At 60.4% G+C, this 18,137-nt stretch carries 17 protein-coding genes; 10 read left to right on the top strand and 7 right to left on the bottom strand.

The window, feature by feature from the left end; genetic code table 11:
• Positions 1–77: 77 nt before the first annotated feature.
• The 3 genes from ACF8EF_RS09425 to ACF8EF_RS09415 are packed head-to-tail and all read left to right on the top strand — an operon-like array spanning position 78 to position 1,844.
• Positions 78–707, top strand: a complete 630-nt coding sequence (locus ACF8EF_RS09425; RefSeq protein WP_176682921.1) for an FMN-binding negative transcriptional regulator — start codon at positions 78–80, stop codon at positions 705–707.
• A gap of 11 nt (positions 708–718) precedes the next feature.
• Positions 719–1,165, top strand: a complete 447-nt coding sequence (locus ACF8EF_RS09420) for a GNAT family N-acetyltransferase (RefSeq protein WP_003253286.1) — start codon at positions 719–721, stop codon at positions 1,163–1,165.
• A 7-nt stretch (positions 1,166–1,172) separates the two neighbouring features.
• Positions 1,173–1,844 carry a GNAT family N-acetyltransferase gene (locus ACF8EF_RS09415; RefSeq protein ID WP_176682922.1) on the top strand — a complete coding sequence of 224 codons (672 nt, stop codon included), beginning with the start codon at positions 1,173–1,175 and terminating at the stop codon, positions 1,842–1,844.
• Between the two features lie 92 nt (positions 1,845–1,936).
• On the opposite strand, the gene oadA is transcribed toward ACF8EF_RS09415, so the two are convergent.
• Together oadA and ACF8EF_RS09405 are read right to left on the bottom strand one after the other, a co-directional pair.
• The gene (gene oadA, locus ACF8EF_RS09410; protein WP_209969087.1) at positions 1,937–3,745 is read right to left on the bottom strand and encodes a sodium-extruding oxaloacetate decarboxylase subunit alpha; all 1,809 of its coding nucleotides are present in this window, start codon (positions 3,743–3,745) and stop codon (positions 1,937–1,939) included.
• Positions 3,746–3,756: 11 nt separating this feature from the next.
• Positions 3,757–5,172 (bottom strand): acetyl-CoA carboxylase biotin carboxylase subunit, encoded by a 1,416-nt coding sequence (locus ACF8EF_RS09405; protein ID WP_003253279.1) that lies wholly within the window; start codon positions 5,170–5,172, stop codon positions 3,757–3,759.
• Positions 5,173–5,361: 189 nt separating this feature from the next.
• Here ACF8EF_RS09405 and ACF8EF_RS09400 point away from each other — a divergent pair, with 189 nt between their 5' ends.
• Complete coding sequence (locus ACF8EF_RS09400) at positions 5,362–6,324, top strand: LysR family transcriptional regulator (protein ID WP_392461478.1); 963 nt, start codon at positions 5,362–5,364, stop codon at positions 6,322–6,324.
• On the opposite strand, the gene ACF8EF_RS09395 is transcribed toward ACF8EF_RS09400, so the two are convergent.
• Positions 6,266–6,484 carry a PA3496 family putative envelope integrity protein gene (locus ACF8EF_RS09395; protein ID WP_061405728.1) on the bottom strand — a complete coding sequence of 73 codons (219 nt, stop codon included), beginning with the start codon at positions 6,482–6,484 and terminating at the stop codon, positions 6,266–6,268. The two genes, ACF8EF_RS09400 and ACF8EF_RS09395, sit on opposite strands and share 59 nt — an antisense overlap.
• A 211-nt stretch (positions 6,485–6,695) precedes the next feature.
• Positions 6,696–7,562, bottom strand: coding sequence for a transcriptional regulator HexR (gene hexR, locus ACF8EF_RS09390; protein WP_003253273.1), 867 nt, complete (start codon positions 7,560–7,562; stop codon positions 6,696–6,698).
• Between the two features lie 103 nt (positions 7,563–7,665).
• Here hexR and zwf point away from each other — a divergent pair, with 103 nt between their 5' ends.
• The 4 genes from zwf (at position 7,666) to ACF8EF_RS09370 (ending at position 13,017) form a co-directional block, all read left to right on the top strand.
• Entirely contained in the window at positions 7,666–9,108 is a 1,443-nt protein-coding gene (gene zwf / locus ACF8EF_RS09385) for a glucose-6-phosphate dehydrogenase (protein ID WP_176682925.1), read from the top strand.
• A 214-nt stretch (positions 9,109–9,322) separates the two neighbouring features.
• Entirely contained in the window at positions 9,323–11,509 is a 2,187-nt protein-coding gene (gene uvrD, locus ACF8EF_RS09380; protein WP_176682926.1) for a DNA helicase II, read from the top strand.
• 131 nt (positions 11,510–11,640) lie between these two features.
• Entirely contained in the window at positions 11,641–12,495 is an 855-nt protein-coding gene (locus tag ACF8EF_RS09375; RefSeq protein ID WP_176682927.1) for a Tim44 domain-containing protein, read from the top strand.
• A gap of 114 nt (positions 12,496–12,609) precedes the next feature.
• On the top strand, positions 12,610–13,017 hold the full coding sequence (locus ACF8EF_RS09370) for an SMI1/KNR4 family protein (RefSeq protein ID WP_176682928.1): 408 nt from the start codon (positions 12,610–12,612) through the stop codon (positions 13,015–13,017).
• A gap of 161 nt (positions 13,018–13,178) precedes the next feature.
• On the opposite strand, the gene ACF8EF_RS09365 is transcribed toward ACF8EF_RS09370, so the two are convergent.
• A complete protein-coding gene (locus ACF8EF_RS09365) occupies positions 13,179–14,939 on the bottom strand; it encodes a cation:proton antiporter (RefSeq protein ID WP_176682929.1) in 1,761 nt (586 codons plus the stop codon).
• Positions 14,940–15,276: 337 nt separating this feature from the next.
• Between ACF8EF_RS09365 and ACF8EF_RS09360 the strand changes: the two genes are divergently transcribed.
• On the top strand, positions 15,277–15,762 hold the full coding sequence (locus tag ACF8EF_RS09360; RefSeq protein WP_003253263.1) for an acyl-CoA thioesterase: 486 nt from the start codon (positions 15,277–15,279) through the stop codon (positions 15,760–15,762).
• On the opposite strand, the gene pdxY is transcribed toward ACF8EF_RS09360, so the two are convergent.
• The gene (gene pdxY, locus ACF8EF_RS09355; RefSeq protein WP_176682930.1) at positions 15,759–16,631 is read right to left on the bottom strand and encodes a pyridoxal kinase PdxY; all 873 of its coding nucleotides are present in this window, start codon (positions 16,629–16,631) and stop codon (positions 15,759–15,761) included. The two genes, ACF8EF_RS09360 and pdxY, sit on opposite strands and share 4 nt — an antisense overlap.
• Before the next feature lie 120 nt (positions 16,632–16,751).
• Between pdxY and ACF8EF_RS09350 the strand changes: the two genes are divergently transcribed.
• Positions 16,752–17,144, top strand: coding sequence for a DUF3301 domain-containing protein (locus ACF8EF_RS09350; protein WP_176682931.1), 393 nt, complete (start codon positions 16,752–16,754; stop codon positions 17,142–17,144).
• Here the strand turns inward: ACF8EF_RS09350 and ACF8EF_RS09345 are convergent, their stop codons facing one another.
• A complete protein-coding gene (locus ACF8EF_RS09345) occupies positions 17,145–18,116 on the bottom strand; it encodes a CobW family GTP-binding protein (RefSeq protein WP_392461476.1) in 972 nt (323 codons plus the stop codon).
• Between the last annotated feature and the right edge of the window lie 21 nt (positions 18,117–18,137).

The following is an 18,137-nucleotide window of genomic DNA, read 5'->3' as shown; positions in this document are numbered from 1 at the left end:
ATCAAAACAGGCAGTAATGGCTCTTACCCAGAACCAATAGCCTGCCTAGGATGGAGCCATTCGACAAGGATCCCGCCATGTACAACAGTAAGCCTCACCAGGAACACGACCTCACCCGCCTGCACCAGCACATGCTAGACACCCGCCTGGCCGTTCTGGTCAGTCAGGGCGAACAGGGCCTTCTGGCCACACACCTGCCGGTGCTGGTCGATACCGCCGAGGGTGATTTCGGCACTGTGTATGCTCACCTGGCCCGGGCCAACCGCCAATGGCAAGACCTGCAGCAAGGCGGCGAAGCGCTGCTGGTATTCCCCGGCGCCGATGCCTATGTCAGCCCCAGCTATTACCCAAGCAAGGCCGATAACCCCAAGGTGGTGCCGACCTGGAACTACCTGGCGGTGCACGCTTACGGCTCGGCCGAAGTCATCCATGAGGCCGAGCCGCTACTGGCTATCGTTAGCCGCCTGACCGACCGTCACGAACAGGGTCGCAGCGAACCATGGAAAGTCACCGACGCCCCTGCCGACTACATCGACGGCATGCTCCGCGCCATCGTCGGCATTCGCCTACCCATTGCGCGCCTGCAAGGTGCGCGCAAGCTCAGCCAGAACCGCTCCGGGCACGACATCGAAGGCGTGCGCGAAGGCCTGAGCGCCAGTCCCGATCAACTGGACAATCAACTCGCGGCGCACATGCGCCAACTCTGAAGGAATAGCCCATGCCCAACCTTACCCTGCGCCCTGTCACGGCCCAAGATCACGCAGCCTGGCACGCCCTGTGGCAGGCCTACCTGCACTTCTACGAGACCGAGCTGGCCGATGCCGTCAGCCTGAGCACCTGGCAACGCCTGCTCGACCCCAGCGAGCCAACCCATTCGGCACTGGCCTGGGTCGACGGCAAGGCGGTGGGGATGGTCAACTTCATCTACCATCGCTCCAACTGGAGCATCGAGAATTCCTGCTACCTGCAGGACCTGTATGTGGACAGCACGCAACGTGGCCTGGGCATTGGTCGACAGTTGATCGAGCACGTCTACACCACCGCCAAGGCCGACAACTGCATCAAGGTGCACTGGCTGACCCACGAAACCAACGCCACCGCCATCAGCCTGTACCAGCAGGTTGCCGAGCGCTCGGGTTTCATCCAATTCCGCAAAGGCTTGTAGGTCGAACATGACAGACGTATTGAACTGGAAACCCGCCGCAACCCCCAAGGCTGAGCCCATTGAAGGCCGCTTTATTCGCCTGGAAAAGCTCGATCCAGGGCACCATGGCGAAGACCTCTGGGAGGTGCTGCAGGGGCCGGCCTCCGATCCGGTGCTGTGGGACTACCTGCCCTACGGTCCGTTCGCCGAACGTGCCGCCTTTGACCGCTGGCTGGAAGGCAACGCAGCTGGCCGCGACCCGCTTTTCTACACCGTCATCGACCGCGCCAGTGGCCAGGCCCAAGGCATTCTCAGCCTGATGTCGATCGTGCCTGACCACGGCCGAATCGAGATCGGCCACATCGCCTTCGGCGCCGCCATGCAGCGCACGCCCAAGGGTACCGAGGCGGTGTACCTGCTGGGCAAGCTGGGCTTCGAGCTGGGTAATCGACGGCTGGAGTGGAAGTGCAATAACGCCAATGCCCGTTCCAAACGCGCGGCAGAACGATTCGGCTTCGTCTACGAAGGGGTGTTCCGCAAGCACCTGGTGGTCAAGGACCATAACCGCGACACGGCTTGGTACTCGATTACCGATGATGAATGGCCGGCGGTGGCTGCCGGGTTTGAGCGGTGGCTGAGTGAAGAGAACCAGCAACCGGGTGGCCAGGTGGAAAGCCTTGAGGTGTGCCGTAAAGGTTGAACGGTGTGCTGAATCAGAGGCTAGTGAATCCAGCACAAAAAAGGGGAGCATCCGCTCCCCAGAGGTTAACCACTTGTAGATGAGGGCTTAAATCAGCCCTCGATCTCGATCAGGATCTCACCTGGCGTCACGCGATCACCCTTGGCCACATGGATGGCCACGACCTTACCGGCGATGGCCGCCTGCACTTCGGTTTCCATCTTCATGGCTTCGGTGATCAAGACGGCCTGGCCGGCCTTGACCATGTCACCTTCCTTGACCAGCACATCAACGATGTTCCCTGGCATGGTGGTGCTTACGTGGCCAGGGTCAGTCGCTTGCTTGCGCTTGCTGCCGCCACCGCTGACGAACTCGTTGAGTGGCTCGAAGACCACTTCTTCCGGCATGCCGTCGATCGACAGGTAGAAGTGACGCTTGCCTTCGGCTTTCACGCCCACACCGGTGATGTCAACGCGGTAGGTTTCGCCGTGAACGTCGATGACGAACTCGGTCGGCACGCCTTCACCACCGGGCGCAGCCACGGCACCGGCTTCCGGAATCGGCAGCAGAACTTCAGGCGTCAGCGTGCCAGCTTCGCGTTCTTCGAGGAACTTGCGGCCAATGTCAGGGAACATGGCGAAGGTCAGCACGTCTTCTTCGCAACGGGCCAAGGTACCGATGTCGCTACGCAGCTTGGCCATTTCCGGCTTCAGCAGATCAGCCGGGCGCACATCGATCACGTCTTCGCTGCCGATAGCCTGGCGACGCAGTTGCTCGTTGACCACACCCGGTGCCTTGCCATAACCACCTTGCAGGTACAACTTCACCTCGTTGGTGATGGTCTTGTAGCGCTCACCAGCCAGCACGTTGAAGAACGCCTGGGTGCCGACGATCTGCGAGGTCGGGGTGACCAGCGGTGGGAAGCCGAGGTCTTCACGCACACGCGGGATCTCGGCCAGCACTTCGTTCATGCGGTTGAGGGCGCCCTGCTCCTTGAGCTGGTTGGCCAGGTTGGAAATCATGCCGCCCGGTACCTGGTTGACCTGCACGCGGGTGTCCACCGTTGTGAACTCGCTTTCGAACTGGTGGTACTTCTTGCGCACGGCGTAGAAGTACAAGCCGATTTCCTGCAGAAGCTCCAGGTCCAGGCCGGTGTCGAACTCGCTGCCCTTGAGTGCAGCAACCATCGACTCGGTACCTGGATGGCTGGTGCCCCAGGCGAAGCTGGAGATGGCAGTGTCGATGTGGTCGGCGCCATTTTCCACTGCCTTGAGCTGGCACATGGCAGCCAGGCCGGCGGTATCGTGGGAGTGGATGAACACCGGCAGCGACTGTTCAGCCTTCAGCGCCTTGACCAGTTCGCCAGTGGCGAACGGGGTCAGCAGGCCAGCCATGTCCTTGATCGCCACCGAGTCGCAACCCATGGCTTCCATCTGCTTGGCCTGCTTCACGAAGGCTTCGATGGTGTGTACCGGGCTGGTGGTGTAAGCGATGGTGCCCTGGGCGTGCTTGCCGGCGGCCTTGACCGCTTCGATGGCCACGCGCAGGTTACGCACGTCGTTCATGGCGTCGAAAATGCGGAACACATCGATGCCGTTGACCGCAGCCTTGGCGACGAAGGCCTTGACCACGTCGTCGCTGTAGTGGCGGTAGCCCAGCAGGTTCTGACCGCGAAGCAGCATTTGCAGGCGGGTGTTGGGCAGCGCCGCGCGCAGCTTGCGCAGGCGCTCCCACGGGTCTTCCTTGAGGAAGCGCACGCAGGCGTCGAAGGTGGCACCACCCCAGACTTCCAGCGACCAGTAGCCGACCTTGTCGAGCTTGTCACAGATCGGCAGCATGTCTTCGGTACGCATGCGGGTGGCCAGCAGGGACTGGTGGGCGTCGCGCAGGATCGTGTCGGTTACGTGAATTTTCTTGGACATTATGGGGTTCCTCACAGGCCTGCGTGGGCGGCGATGGCGGCAGCGATGGCCAGGGCCAGCTCTTCGGGTTTGCGCTTGATCGAGTAGTTGGTCAATTCAGGGTGGCTTTCGACGAAGCTGGTATTGAACTGGCCGCTACGGAATTCCGGATTGCGCAGGATTTCCTGGTAGTACGCGGCGGTGGTCTTCACCCCTTGCACGCGCATGTCGTCCAGGGCCCGCAGGCCGCGGTCCATGGCTTCTTCCCAGGTCAACGCCCACACCACCAGTTTCAGGCACATGGAGTCGTAGAACGGCGGAATGGTATAGCCGGTGTAGATCGCCGTGTCGGTACGCACGCCCGGGCCGCCGGGGGCGTAGTAACGGGTGATCTTGCCGAAGCTGGGCAGGAAGTTGTTTTTCGGGTCTTCAGCATTGATACGGAACTGCAAGGCGTAGCCACGGTGCTGAATATCTTCCTGCTTGACCGACAGTGGCAGCCCCGAGGCAATGCGGATCTGCTCACGAACGATGTCGATCCCGGTGATTTCCTCGGTGATGGTGTGTTCCACCTGCACCCGGGTGTTCATTTCCATGAAGTACACTTCGCCATCGGCGAGCAGGAACTCCACGGTACCGGCGTTCTCGTAATTCACCGCTTTGGCCGCACGTACCGCCAGGTCACCGATGTAGGCACGCTGTTCGGGAGTGAGCTGTGGGCTGGGGGCAATTTCGATGAGCTTCTGGTTACGGCGCTGGATAGAGCAGTCGCGCTCGAACAGGTGCACTACGTTGCCGAAGCTGTCACCGAGAATTTGCGCCTCGATGTGCTTCGGGTTGACGATGCACTTCTCCAGGAACACTTCGGCCGAACCAAAGGCCTTGGTCGCCTCGGAAATGACCCGCGGGAAATTCTGTTCCAGTTCTTCACGGCTATTGCAACGGCGAATACCGCGACCGCCACCACCGGAGGTGGCCTTGAGCATCACCGGATAACCGATGCGGTCACCTTCGCTCAGGGCTTCATGAATATCGGCAACGTTGCCTTCGGTGCCCGGGGTTACCGGCACACCGGCGGCGATCATGGTGCGGCGCGCTTCGGTCTTGTCGCCCATACGGCGGATCACGTCGGCGGCCGGGCCAATGAACTTGATCCCGCGCTCGGCGCAAATCTCTGCCAGTTCGGCGTTTTCCGAAAGGAAACCATAGCCCGGGTGCAAGGCATCACAGCCGGTTTCCACAGCCAGGTTCACCAGCTTGCGCGGGTTCAGGTAACCGGCCAGCGGCTCGGCACCGATGCTGTGGGCTTCGTCAGCGCGCTTGACGTGCAAGGCATGCCGGTCGGCGTCGGAAAAGATCGCTACCGAGCGAATGCCCATCTCGGCGCAAGCACGCACGATCCGAACTGCGATTTCACCTCGGTTGGCGATCAGGATTTTTTTTATCACTGGAGTCTTCCCAAAGCCGTAGGAACAGTCGAGCCGGTTCTACCGGTCGGCGCGTGACCAGACGTTGCTGGCCAGTCGCGTAATCACCCTAGCGCTGTAGGTCGATAAACAAAAATCAATATTTGTTAGAGGCTGTATTAGTAAAAGCTTATAGTTGGGTAACAGGGTGTTGCCGAGGAGCCGATTAAAATGCGTAAGTCATTGATGCGTATGACATTGCGTCAACTCCAGATCTTCAATGAGGTGTGCGATTTGCGCTCGTACAGCCGTGCTGCGGAGGAGATGGCGCTGACGCAACCCGCCGTTAGTCTACAGATCCGCCAGCTTGAAGAGCTGATCGGCCAGCCGCTGTTCGAGTACGTGGGCAAGAAGCTCTACCTGACTGAGGCGGCCGAGGCCCTTCAGCGCGCCAGCCACGATATCTTCGGGCGCCTGGAAAGCCTGGACATGCAGCTGTCGGACATGCAGGGCTCATTGCAGGGCCAGTTGAAACTGGCGATCGAGTCCAGTGCCAAGTACTTCGTGCCACACCTGTTCGCCGCCTTCAAGCAGCGTCACCCGGAGGTCAACCTGACCCTGACGGTAGTCAACCGCGCCCAAGCCATCCGCCGCCTTTCCGATAACCGCGACGACCTGATCATCATGTCGATGGTGCCGCAAGACATGGGCCTGGAGTTTCTGCCGTTCCTCAACAATCCGATCGTTGCGGTGGCCCCGCCGCAGCACCCGCTGTGCAAGCTGGAGCATTTGCGCATGCAGGACCTGGAGCCTCATACCCTGTTAATCCGCGAGCAAGGTTCGGGAACACGCAAGGCGTGCGAAGAGTACTTCAAGGACAAGCGCGTGCATTTCGCCCAAACGCTTGAAGTAGCCTCGGCCGATGCCCAACGCGAATGCGTGATCGCCGGCTTGGGGATCGCCCTGCTGACCCGCCATGCAGTCAACCTGGAACTGGCCACCGGGGTGCTGAAGGAATTGCCGGTCGAGGAACTGCCGCTGTACCGTAGCTGGTGCGTGGTGCAGGCCAAGGCCAAGCGACAGTCGCCGGTGGCCTTGGCATTTCTGGCATTCATCCGCGGCGAACGTGCGCTGATCAGCGCGCTTGTTGAACGTTTTTCGGGGAAGTTGCCGCCGACGACTGCCATACCGTGAGTGCTTGCAGCTCAGGGTAGTCCGCCAGGTCGCGGAGCAGTTGACGTTGGTCGCAATAGCTCTCGATCGCGCGGCGGTATTCCATACGGCGCTGATCCTTTTCCTGCTGCTTGCGAGCCTTGGCGTTGGGTTGGTACGTACCGTCGAAGTCACGAGCCATTGCCTGTCTCCCAGATAGGATGCGGGAGTTTCAGACTGGCCTTGATGGTTTACCGTTTTGCGGTGGAATGGTGACAGAATCGTGAATTTTCACTGCCTGTACCGGCCTCTTCGCGGGCTTGCCCGCTCCCACAGGAATGGCACCGATTTATACAGGTGCACAGTACCTGTGGGAGCGGGCAAGCCCGCGAAGAGGCCAATACAGGTTGAATTCAGTCGTCTGTAGCCTTGATCGATTTGGGCGACAGACGCAAGCTGCGCAAGCTGCGCTTCACGCTCTTCAGGTGGTTGACCAGGCTTGGCCCGCGCGCCATGGCAACGCCCATGGCCAGCACGTCGATCACCACCAGATGGGCAATACGCGAGGTCAGAGGGGTGTAGATCTCGGTGTCCTCATGCACGTCGATCGCCAGGTTGACCGTCGACAGCTCGGCCAGCGGCGTCTGGCTGGGGCACAGGGTAATCAGGTTGGCGCCGCTCTCACGCACCAGGTTGGCAGTGATCAGCAGGTCCTTGGAACGGCCCGACTGGGAAATACACACCGCCACATCACCCGGTTTCAGGGTAACCGCCGACATCGCTTGCATGTGCGGGTCGGAATACGCTGCCGCGCTGAGCAGCAGGCGGAAGAACTTGTGCTGGGCATCGGCTGCAACCGCACCGGACGCGCCAAAGCCATAGAACTCTACCCGCTGCGCCTGGGCCATGGCGCTCACTGCTTGTTGCAGCGCCTGCGGATCAAGGTGCTCGCGCACTTCCATCAGGGTGTGGAGGGTGGTGTCGAAGATCTTCAGACTGTAGTCGGCGACCGAGTCATCTTCGTGGATGGCGAACTGACCGAAGCTGGCCCCGGCAGCCAGGCTTTGCGCCAGCTTCAGCTTCAGGTCCTGGAAGCCCGAGCAGCCGATGGCCCGGCAGAAACGCACGATGGTCGGCTCACTGATACCCACGCTGTGCGCCAAGTCGGCCATGGAGCTGTGCATGACGGCAGCCGGGTCGAGCAGCACGTGGTCGGCCACTTTCAGTTCCGATTTGCGCAGCAGGTGGCGCGATTGGGCGATATGTTGCAACAGATTCACAGGCTGGACTCGGTTATGATCGGCTTGCCGGGTTGTAGCTTTCTTGTAGTTATACTACATGGACGCCAACCCGCCCAGTTAAACGAACGTGGAGAGTGGTGGTTTGACTATTCCTTGCGACATTCTGGTCTTCGGCGGCACCGGCGATCTGGCCCTGCACAAATTGCTTCCGGCGCTCTACCACCTGTTTCGCGAGGCCCGTCTGAACCCTGCCGTGCGGGTCATCGCACTGGCCAGGCGCAACCTGCCACGCATCGACTATCTGAAGCTCGCCGAACGCCATTGTCGGGCGCAGATTGCCCGCAGTGACTTCGACGAAGAGGTGTGGCAGCGGTTTTCCGCACGTGTCGACTACTTCCCGATGGATGCTTCACAGAGCGCCGACTTCGGCCGCCTGGCACGCTACCTGGGCGAACCCGGTGGGCTGACGCGCATCTTCTACCTGGCCACCGCCCCCAACCTGTTCGTACCGATTGCCAACCACCTGCGCATTGCCGGACTGGCCGACACCGAAGCGCGCATCGTGCTGGAAAAGCCGATCGGCCATTCGCTGGAATCAGCCACTGCCATCAATGAAGCGATTGGCACGGTGTTCGAGGAAAGCCAGGTGTTTCGCATCGACCACTATCTGGGCAAGGAAACCGTGCAGAACCTGATGGCCCTGCGTTTTGCCAATGCCCTGCTGGAGCCAGTGTGGCGCAACAACCAGGTCGACCATGTCCAGATCAGCGTTTGCGAGACGCTGGGCGTAGAAAACCGCGGTGCCTACTACGACCGCGCCGGGGCTATTCGCGACATGCTGCAGAACCACCTGCTGCAACTGCTGTGCCTGGTGGCCATGGAGCCACCCGCGCAGTTCGAGGCCGAAGCGGTACGCGACGAAAAGGTGAAAATCCTGCGCGCCCTCAAGCCGATCACTGGCCAGGATGTACAGGACAAGACAGTACGCGGCCAATATGGCGCCGGACGTATCGGCGGCCAGGAAGTGCCGGCCTACTACTTTGAAAAGGATGTCGACAACGACAGCGATACCGAGACTTTCGTGGCCATCGAGGCGCACATCGACAACTGGCGCTGGGCGGGCGTGCCTTTCTATCTGCGCACCGGCAAACGCATGGCGCGGCGCGCTTCGCAGATCGTCATCCAGTTCAAGCCAGTGCCTCACGAACTGTTCAGCGGCGGCCAGGTCAACCAGCTACTGATACAGCTGCAACCGGACGAACGCATCAGCCTGCGCATGATGACCAAGAGCCCAGGCAAGGGCATGCGCCTGGAGCCCGTGGAGCTGGACCTTAATCTGGCCCAGGTGTTCAGCCAGACTCGCCGCTGGGAAGCCTACGAGCGTCTGCTGCTGGATGTGCTCGAAGGTGATTCGACACTGTTCATGCGCCGCGATGAAGTGGAAGCAGCCTGGGCCTGGGTAGATCCAATCATCAAGGGCTGTGAAGAACACTTCCAGGCACCCCGCCCCTACCCGGCTGGCAGTTTCGGGCCCGAGCAAGCCAACAGCCTGCTCGCCAGGCATGGCAGGCGCTGGCATGGCTGAATGACCTGCGCGATGGCGCGACCTTTAATCTGAAACAGCAGCAGATGAAGTTCGAAGGTGCGAAATCCATAACGTGAAGGCCATCGACTGACCATGCCTCCGCCAGCTTGCGCAGGCCGTGACCTGGCCTCGGGCCGATGAGCGGGATGCAGCCAGGTGAATATTCATACAGTAGATATTTGCCCCTTACCCGGCATCGCCCTAGAATGGCCCGATGCGCACAGACGACCTCTCTCTCCTGCTGAATTCCCTCAACGATGCCCAACGCCAGGCCGTAGCGGCCACGCTCGGGCGTCAACTGGTGCTTGCCGGCGCCGGTTCCGGTAAAACCCGCGTGCTGGTACACCGCATCGCCTGGCTGATCCAGGTCGAGCAGGCGTCGCCGCACTCGATCCTGTCGGTGACGTTCACCAACAAGGCCGCGGCAGAAATGCGCCAGCGGATCGAGCAACTGCTGGGCATCAACCCGGCAGGCATGTGGGTCGGTACCTTCCACGGCCTGGCCCATCGCCTGTTGCGGGCCCACTGGCAGGAAGCGCGGCTGGTGCAGAACTTCCAGATCCTCGACAGCGACGACCAGCAGCGCCTGATCAAGCGGGTGATGCGCGAGTTGGGCCTGGACGAGCAGAAGTGGCCGGCACGCCAGGCCCAGTGGTTCATCAACGGGCAGAAAGACGAAGGCCTGCGCCCGCAGCATATCCAGGCGGGGGGCGACCTGTTCCTGGCGACCATGCGCGAGGTCTATACGGCCTACGAGCAGGCGTGCGAGCGCGCCGGTGTCATCGATTTCTCCGAGCTGCTGCTTCGCGCCCTGGACCTGTGGCGTGACCACCCGGGCCTGCTGGAACACTATCAGCGACGCTTCCGCCACGTGCTGGTGGACGAGTTCCAGGATACCAACGCCGTGCAGTACGCCTGGTTGCGCCTGCTGGCACGCGGCGGCGACAGCCTGATGGCGGTAGGCGATGACGACCAGTCGATCTACGGCTGGCGCGGCGCCAAGATCGAAAACATTCACCAGTACACCGCCGACTTCCCCGACGCCGAAATGATCCGCCTGGAGCAGAACTACCGCTCCACCGGCGGCATCCTCAAGGCGGCCAACGCGCTGATCGCCAACAACAGCGGGCGCCTGGGCAAGGAACTGTGGACCGACATGGGCGAAGGCGAACCACTGACCCTGTACGCGGCCTACAACGAGCACGATGAAGCGCGCTATGTCGTGGAAACCATCGAGAGCCTGGTCAAGCAGGGTAATGCGCGCAACGAGATCGCCATCCTGTACCGCTCCAACGCCCAGTCGCGAGTGCTGGAAGAAGCCCTGCTGCGCGAGCGCATCCCCTACCGCATCTATGGCGGCCAGCGCTTCTTCGAGCGCGCCGAAATCAAGAATGCCATGGCTTACCTGCGCCTGATCGAAGGGCGTGGCAACGATGCCGCTCTGGAGCGGGTGATCAACGTGCCGCCGCGCGGTATTGGCGAAAAAACCGTCGAAGCCATCCGCGAGCACGCCCGCCACAGCCAGCTGTCCATGTGGGAGGCCATGTGCCAGCTGCTCGCCGCCAAGGCCCTGAAAGGCCGCGCTGCCAGTGCCCTGGGGGCCTTTATCGAGCTGATCGAGGGGCTGGCCGCCAAGGTCGTGGACATGCCGCTGCATACCATGACCCAGACCACCATCGAACAGTCCGGCCTGATCACCTATCACCAGGAAGAAAAAGGTGAAAAGGGCCAGGCACGGGTAGAAAACCTTGAGGAACTGGTCAGTGCGGCACGCAACTTCGAGTCCACCGACGAAGACGCCGACCTGTCCCCGCTCTCGGCCTTCCTTGGCCACGCCTCACTCGAAGCTGGCGATACTCAGGCTGACGAGCATGAAGACAGCATCCAGCTGATGACCCTGCACAGCGCCAAAGGCCTGGAATTCCCCTATGTGTTCCTGGTGGGCATGGAAGAAGGCTTGTTCCCGCACAAGATGAGCCTGGAAGAACCCGGCCGCCTGGAAGAGGAACGACGCCTGGCTTATGTAGGCATCACCCGCGCCATGCGCCAGTTGGTCATGACCTACGCCGAAACACGCCGCCTTTATGGCAGCGAGACTTACAACAAGGTGTCGCGTTTCGTGCGTGAAATTCCGGCAGGCCTGGTTCAGGAAGTACGCCTGTCCAACAGCGTCAGCCGCCCGTTCGGCGGGGCCAAGACGGCCACCAACAGCAACCTGTTCGCCAATGCCAGCATTCCGCAGACCGCGTTCAACCTTGGCCAGCGTGTGCAGCATGCGGTATTCGGCGAAGGCGTAATCCTCAATTTCGAAGGTTCTGGCGCTCAGGCGCGGGTGCAGGTGAATTTTGCCGAAGGTAGTAAATGGCTGATGCTGGGGTATGCCAAGCTCGAGGCTATCTAAAGCCCACAAGGGTCGGGCCCCCAGCTTTGTAACATTCAGGCAAAAGCTCGAAACATTATGTCGCTGGTCATGTGCCCGGGAACCTGTGCACCATGACGCGCGTGCAATCCACCACAGGGGATATCCCACTTATGCAACGTTTTCTTAGCATCGCACTGGCGCTCTGCGTCGGCCTGACGCTGAGCCTGGACGCCAGCGCCAAGCGTTTCGGCGGCGGCAAGAGCTCGGGCTCCGCGCCTATCCACCAGACCCGCCAGGCTACGCCAACCACGCCTGCTGCCGCGCCGACCGCACCTGGCCGTGCACCGGCTGCCGCCAGCGGTGCTTCGCGCTGGTTGGGCCCACTGGCTGGCCTCGCCGCCGGTGGCCTGCTGGCTTCCATGTTCATGGGCGACGGTTTCGAAGGCTTCCAGATCATGGACTTCCTGATCGTGGCGCTTATCGCCTTCCTCGTGTTCCGCTTCATCGCCGCGCGTCGCCGCCAGCAGCAGCCACAAATGGCCATGCCGGGCCATGCGCCGATGCAGCGTGAGGCTCACGCTCAGCCTTCGCAGCCGTCGATTTTCGGTGGTTCAGCCGCACCCGCTGCCGCAGCCGCCCCGGTGATCAACGCGCCGGCCTGGTTCAACGAGCAGAGCTTCCTGGCAGCAGCCCGTAGCCATTTCCAGTCGCTGCAGCAGCACTGGGACGCCAACGAAATGGACAAGATCAGCGAGTTCGTTACCCCGCAAATGCTCGAGTTCCTCAAGCGTGAGCGTGCTGAACTGGGCGATGGCTTCCAATCTACCTACATCGATAACCTGGAAGTGCAACTGGACGGTGTCGATGACCGCGCCGACCGCACCGACGCTACCCTGACCTTCCGTGGCGTATCGAAGAATTCGCGCTTCGACCAGGGCGAAGTGTTCAGCGAAAGCTGGCACATGGTTCGCGCCCAAGGCGAGAACCAGCCTTGGCTGGTAGCCGGTATCCGTCAAAACGGCTAATCGCTGCGTGCTAAACAGAGAACCCCGGGCTTGCCCGGGGTTTTTTGCTTTTGCCAAAGTGGGCTACTAGGGTATAAGGCGCAGCGTTGTCATCTAGGTCAGAGGAAGTGAACCGTGGAAGAAGTGATCGAACAACTCCGTGAAGCGAATGAGCCGGTACCGGTGCCCCTGGAGCTTCCCGACGAAGACCAGCTGGTAGAGATCGAAGAGCAGCTGTTCATCAATATTCCATTCGTGTTCAAAGAGTTTCTGCTGACCGTAAGTGATGTGGTTTACGGCTCCCTTGAGCCTGTTACCGTCACTGATCCGCAGTCGCACACCTACCTGCCAGATGTGGCCTCCAACGCCTGGGATGCCGGCGTACCGCGCGACCTGATTCCACTGTGCCAGGACGGCGACAATTACTATTGCGTGGAAGAAGACGGCACCGTGGTGCTATGGGATGCCGAAGAGGAAGGTGTCGGCGAAGACAGTTGGGAATCGGTGTGGCATTGGGCGCGAGATGTTTGGCTGGAGAGCTGATTTCTAGCGCCTGTAGAGAAATCCACGCGATTCCAGGCTGGAAAAAAGACGGCTGAGGCCATCAATGTAGTTAAAGTCGCCAGGCTTTCTGCGCCTGGCGACAGGGATATCGCCCCCATTCCCTTGGGCGACGGTGAAATACTGCACAGGGCGTGTTCCCCTCATTGCGAGTTCTCGCGACTGTTCTCCAGCGTCTCTAGCAAGGCAATCTGCATACGCGTATGCACGCGGATGAACCAGCGCCACAACAACGCCACCACCACTGCAGCTACGACAGCAATCACCAGCAGTAACTCGCTAGTCGGCAAAATACTCGCCGACAATGCCGACAGCAGCAGGAAAATTACCAGCAGCGACAATAGCGGGATCACCTCAGCGATCACGCGACGCACACGCTGGGTATGCCGCCCGGCCATTTCTGGCTTGACGCCCATTTCTGCAAGCAGCATCGACAGCGCCTTGAGCTTGCGGTAGGCGGCGATCAGGAATGGCAGCGACAGCAACAACGCTGCGCCCCAGATCAACGCCTTCTGCAGACTAACATCGCTTACCCACTCGCTGAGCCAGTTGCCGATACGCGCTGCAAAGTAGCCCCCGCTGAAAAAGATGGCGATCACCAGCGCCAGGTTCACCCCCACCTGTAACAGGATGCGCCGGATCATCGCAACCAGCATGGCACTCTCGCCCTGCGGCTGGATGTTGCGCAACCACTCGCCATACAACGAAAGCACCCGTGCCAGGCGAGCAGGCACCATATTGCCCAACTTTTGCGACAACGGGTCGGCCGCGCGGATCAGGTACGGTGTCAACAGCGTGGTGATTGCCGATACCGCCACCGCCACCGGGTACAGGAAATCGCTGGTCACCTGCAAGGTCATACCCAGCGCGGCAATGATGAAGGAGAACTCGCCGATCTGCGAAAGACCCATGCCCACACGCAGTGACGTGCGCCCGTCATTACCGGCAATGAACGCCCCCATACCACAAGACAGCATCTTGCCCAGTACCACCGCCAAGGTGATGACCACGATCGGCCAGGCATAGTCGAGGAGCACCTGAGGGTCAATCAGCAGACCGATGGCGACGAAGAAGATGGCACTGAACAGGTCACGTACGGGCTCGATCAGCCGTTCAATCTTCAATAACTGGCGTGATTCGGCCATGATCGCGCCAATCAGGAAAGCGCCCAGTACCATGCTGTATTCCAGCTTCACAACCAGCAGGCAGAAGCCGAAACACAGGCCCAGAACGGTGATCAGCAACATTTCGTTGCTTTCGAACCTGGCGACATAGGCCAATAACCGCGGCACCAGCAAAATACCGATGACCAGAGCGACGATCATGAACAGCGACAGCTTGCCGACAGTGGAGAACACCTCGCCCGAGCTGACCGTGCCGCTGACCGCGATGCCTGACAGCAGGGCAATGATACCGATGCCAAGTATGTCCTCGACGATCAACACGCCAAAAATCAGCTGGGCAAAGCGCTCGTTCTTCATCTTCAAGTCGTTGAGCGCCTTGACGATGATGGTTGTGGAGGAAATGGCCAGGATGGCACCCAGGAACAGTGAATCCATGGTGCTCCAGCCAAACCAACGGCCAATCTCGAAGCCGATCCAGATCATCAGCACGATTTCCAGGAACGCTGCGATGAATGCCGTGGCGCCGACCTTGAACAGCTTGCGTAGGCTGAACTCGAGCCCCAGACAGAACATGAGGAATATCACACCCAGTTCAGCGAGGATCTTGATGGTTTCCTCATCATGAATCAGGCCGAACGGCGGGGTGTGCGGGCCAATGATGAAGCCGGCGACAATGTAGCCCAGCACCACCGGCTGCTTGAGGCGGTGAAAAAGAATGGTGACGACGCCAGCGATCAGCATGATGACTGCCAGGTCCTGGATGAAGCTGATGGCATGCATGGCGTGATACTCCTTATCTCGTCTTCTTATGAATGCCTGGGCAGACCCCCTGTCGAGGCAAAACCGAGCGAGCAGCAAGTACATACTGTATTGAATGCAGAGACGCCCATGTTGCATGGGCGTACTCAGGTTAACATCGCACCCCGCCGCTAAAAGTCGGTGCAATATGCAGAAACAGATCGGCTGGAAAAGCGCTCGCGATGGCATGATCAGCGTGACGACAGCGCGCCAGCCAACGTCCCGTATCAGCAAGGCAAATTCAGAGAGGGGAACAACAGTGTCAGCAGATAACGCCCTCCATTCGCCCGATTCAGCGCAACCTCACCGTGAGCACACTATGGAACCTGGAAACGCCCAGCTGAGCATGACCGTCCTGATGACCCCGGACATGGCCAACTTCTCTGGCAACGTACATGGCGGCACCCTGCTCAAGTACCTCGATGAAGTGGCTTATGCATGCGCCAGCCGTTATGCCGGCAGTTATGTGGTGACCCTGTCGGTCGACCAGGTGATCTTCCGTGAACCCGTACACGTGGGTGAACTGGTGACCTTCCTGGCGTCGGTCAACTACACCGGCAACACTTCAATGGAAGTTGGCATCAAAGTCGTGACCGAGAACATTCGCGAGCGCTCGGTGCGCCATTCCAACAGCTGCTTCTTCACCATGGTCGCGGTCGATGACAACCGCCGCCCGGTGCCAGTGCCACCACGCCAGCCCCACAGCAGCGAAGAAAAGCGCCGCTTCCTGCAAGGCCAGCAGCGCCGGCAGATCCGCCAGGAGCTGGAAAAGCGCTACCAGGACCTGAAAACCGACGCCATTTAAAGCGCGAGCAGCTGCGCCTCGAAGCGCACCCGGGGGTGCGCAATGCGGTCCTGGGCCCGTACCAACTGCAATTCATAGCTGGCGCAGGCCTGGGTTTCCAGCAGCACTTCATGCACTGCCGCAGCCGTGAATTCGAATGCCTGCACCCAGCTGTCGCCGAGCAGCACCCGCGCCAGGAACAGGCCTGAGGTCAGGTCACCCACCCCCACCGGCTGACGCGGAAACGCCAGCAGCGGGCGGCGCAGGTGCCAACAATGCTCGGCAGTCACCAGCAGCATTTCAAACTGATCTTCGGCCCGCCCGGGATAAACCAGGTGCTTGACCAGTACAACCTGCGGCCCACGCTGCAGAAGGCTGCGCGCCATGTTCACGCAATCCTCCAGCGACTGGGCGCGGCGCCCACAGAAGCTGTCCAGCTCCAGCTGGTTGGGGCACAGGATGTCCGCCGTGGCTGCCGCCTCGTCAAGCAGGAACTCACTGACTTCCGGCGGCACGATGCAGCCCTTCTCCGGGTGCCCCATGACCGGGTCGCACAGGTACAAGGCCTTTGGGTTCACGGTCTTGATCCGCTCGACGCCAGCCAGGATCGCTCGCCCTTGTTCGGCGCTGCCCAGGTAGCCGGAAAGCACCGCATCGCAGTGGCCCAGCTCGCCGATGTTGGAAATGCCTTCCACCAACGCAGGAATTTGCGCTGGGGCAAGCACTTCACCCGCCCACTGGCCATACTGTGTGTGATTGGAGAACTGCACGGTATTGAGCGGCCAGGCATTGACCCCGATACGCTGCATGGGGAATACCGCGGCGCTGTTGCCGGCGTGGCCGAACACCACGTGGGACTGAATGGCGAGCAGGTGCGGGGTACGTTTCATGCGGGAGGTTTCCAAAGCTGTTTCAAGGATTGTGCGCAGCGCAGTATGAACTCGATTGCCACCTGTACGACAGGCCAGGAACGCAGTTAAGCTGGATCTACCTGTTTGGAGCATATGCAAATGTTGACCCTGGAGAACCTCTTCGTCCTGATGCTGGTAGCCACGGCAGGCGCCTGGTTGTGGCACAACCATGGGTTGCGTGAAAAGGCCTTGGAACGGGTCAAACAGCATTGCGCCAAACTCGACCTGGAGTTGCTTGATGATGCCGTAGCGCTCAAGCGCATCGCCTTTGTCCGGGATGCCAATGGCCGCAAGCGCCTGGCACGCGTCTATGCCTTCGAATTCACCGTCACGGGTGAGCAACGTCACCCCGGCACCGCGACCCAGTTCGGCGCCCACAGCGTGCAGATCGAACTGGCGCCCTACCCGTTCGAAATCAAGACCCCACCACGCACCGACAACGTCATAGAGATGCAGCAATGGCGCCAGGAGCACAACCGCTGGCGCAACTGATCAACTGACGCGACATTCATTCAACCCGGCTTGCAACGCGGGTTGCGGTTGCGGCTGATCGAAAATCAGCTCGATACGGCTATCCCTGCGCCAGTCGCTGGGCTGCCAAGCGGGCATATCCCCATTCAGCCCATTGAATGACCACCAGCCCTCCATGCTGTGGATAACTCCCTTGGCCCGTCGCCATGGCAAAGCACACAAGAAAGCTTTTAGCCGCTGTGGATAAAACTGTTGGCCAGGGTGCCAGCGCCAGCCAATACTCCAACCGCCCTCCCCTTGCTGGGCAAGGCAGATCGGCTGACGGGGGTCTGTCCACAGTAATGCGGGAGCGATTCCAGGATTGTCGACAATCTGGTTTTTCAGTAATGAGCTGTCAACAATCTGTTCGGGGGCCGTCGGAAGGCCGGACAGAGGCAGTTGCCCTTGCACGGTCCACACAATGTTCCTTTCTTTAAATTTATTAGTTATCAACAACTTATGTTGTTCATCCACAGCCTCTGATTTATTGAAAACCACGTGTTCAGAGGCATTGAAAGCCTGCTGTTGAGCCTCTGGAAGCGGCTCGTTTCGAGCCATGGCCTGGGCATCCACAACCATCAAGAGTGGCTGAATTGTCAGCACTCCAACCCAAGGCGCTTGTTGCAACTGAGCCAGCAGCTGCAACGGATGGCCCAGGCCGGAAGGTTCGATAAACAGCCGGTCAGGCCGCGATTTGCGTAGCAATCGGCCCAGGCCCACCTGGAACGGCATGCCGTTGACGCAGCACAGGCAGCCACCTGCGACCTCGCCGATGGCAATGCCGTCTTCGTCACGGCTGAGTAAGGCTGCATCCAGGCCGACCAGGCCGAACTCGTTGATCAATACCGCCCAGTGCTCGTTGGCTGGGCGCTGGGCCAGCAAGTGACGGATCAAAGTGGTCTTGCCAGCACCCAGCGGGCCAGCAATTACATGGGTGGGAATGTTCTGCAACATGGCGTGGCTTCAGGCGGCGGT

Origin of the sequence: Pseudomonas sp. zjy_15 (assembly GCF_043101865.1) — a bacterium.
GTDB lineage: Bacteria > Pseudomonadota > Gammaproteobacteria > Pseudomonadales > Pseudomonadaceae > Aquipseudomonas > Aquipseudomonas putida_Y.
Note: the sequence above shows the minus strand (reverse complement) of the source record. Positions and strands in the feature narration are given on the sequence as shown.

What these genes read in the sequence shown, in the direction of transcription:
- pdxY (WP_176682930.1), bottom strand. Translation starts at nt 16,631, where the DNA reads ATGAAACGTACCCCGCACCTGCTCGCCATTCAGTCCCACGTGGTGTTC.
- ACF8EF_RS09375 (WP_176682927.1), top strand. Translation starts at nt 11,641, where the DNA reads ATGCAACGTTTTCTTAGCATCGCACTGGCGCTCTGCGTCGGCCTGACG.
- ACF8EF_RS09415 (WP_176682922.1), top strand. Translation starts at nt 1,173, where the DNA reads ATGACAGACGTATTGAACTGGAAACCCGCCGCAACCCCCAAGGCTGAG.
- ACF8EF_RS09425 (WP_176682921.1), top strand. Translation starts at nt 78, where the DNA reads ATGTACAACAGTAAGCCTCACCAGGAACACGACCTCACCCGCCTGCAC.
- ACF8EF_RS09345 (WP_392461476.1), bottom strand. Translation starts at nt 18,116, where the DNA reads ATGTTGCAGAACATTCCCACCCATGTAATTGCTGGCCCGCTGGGTGCT.
- uvrD (WP_176682926.1), top strand. Translation starts at nt 9,323, where the DNA reads ATGCGCACAGACGACCTCTCTCTCCTGCTGAATTCCCTCAACGATGCC.
- ACF8EF_RS09400 (WP_392461478.1), top strand. Translation starts at nt 5,362, where the DNA reads ATGCGTAAGTCATTGATGCGTATGACATTGCGTCAACTCCAGATCTTC.
- ACF8EF_RS09395 (WP_061405728.1), bottom strand. Translation starts at nt 6,484, where the DNA reads ATGGCTCGTGACTTCGACGGTACGTACCAACCCAACGCCAAGGCTCGC.
- ACF8EF_RS09420 (WP_003253286.1), top strand. Translation starts at nt 719, where the DNA reads ATGCCCAACCTTACCCTGCGCCCTGTCACGGCCCAAGATCACGCAGCC.
- oadA (WP_209969087.1), bottom strand. Translation starts at nt 3,745, where the DNA reads ATGTCCAAGAAAATTCACGTAACCGACACGATCCTGCGCGACGCCCAC.
- ACF8EF_RS09350 (WP_176682931.1), top strand. Translation starts at nt 16,752, where the DNA reads ATGTTGACCCTGGAGAACCTCTTCGTCCTGATGCTGGTAGCCACGGCA.
- ACF8EF_RS09360 (WP_003253263.1), top strand. Translation starts at nt 15,277, where the DNA reads ATGGAACCTGGAAACGCCCAGCTGAGCATGACCGTCCTGATGACCCCG.
- ACF8EF_RS09365 (WP_176682929.1), bottom strand. Translation starts at nt 14,939, where the DNA reads ATGCATGCCATCAGCTTCATCCAGGACCTGGCAGTCATCATGCTGATC.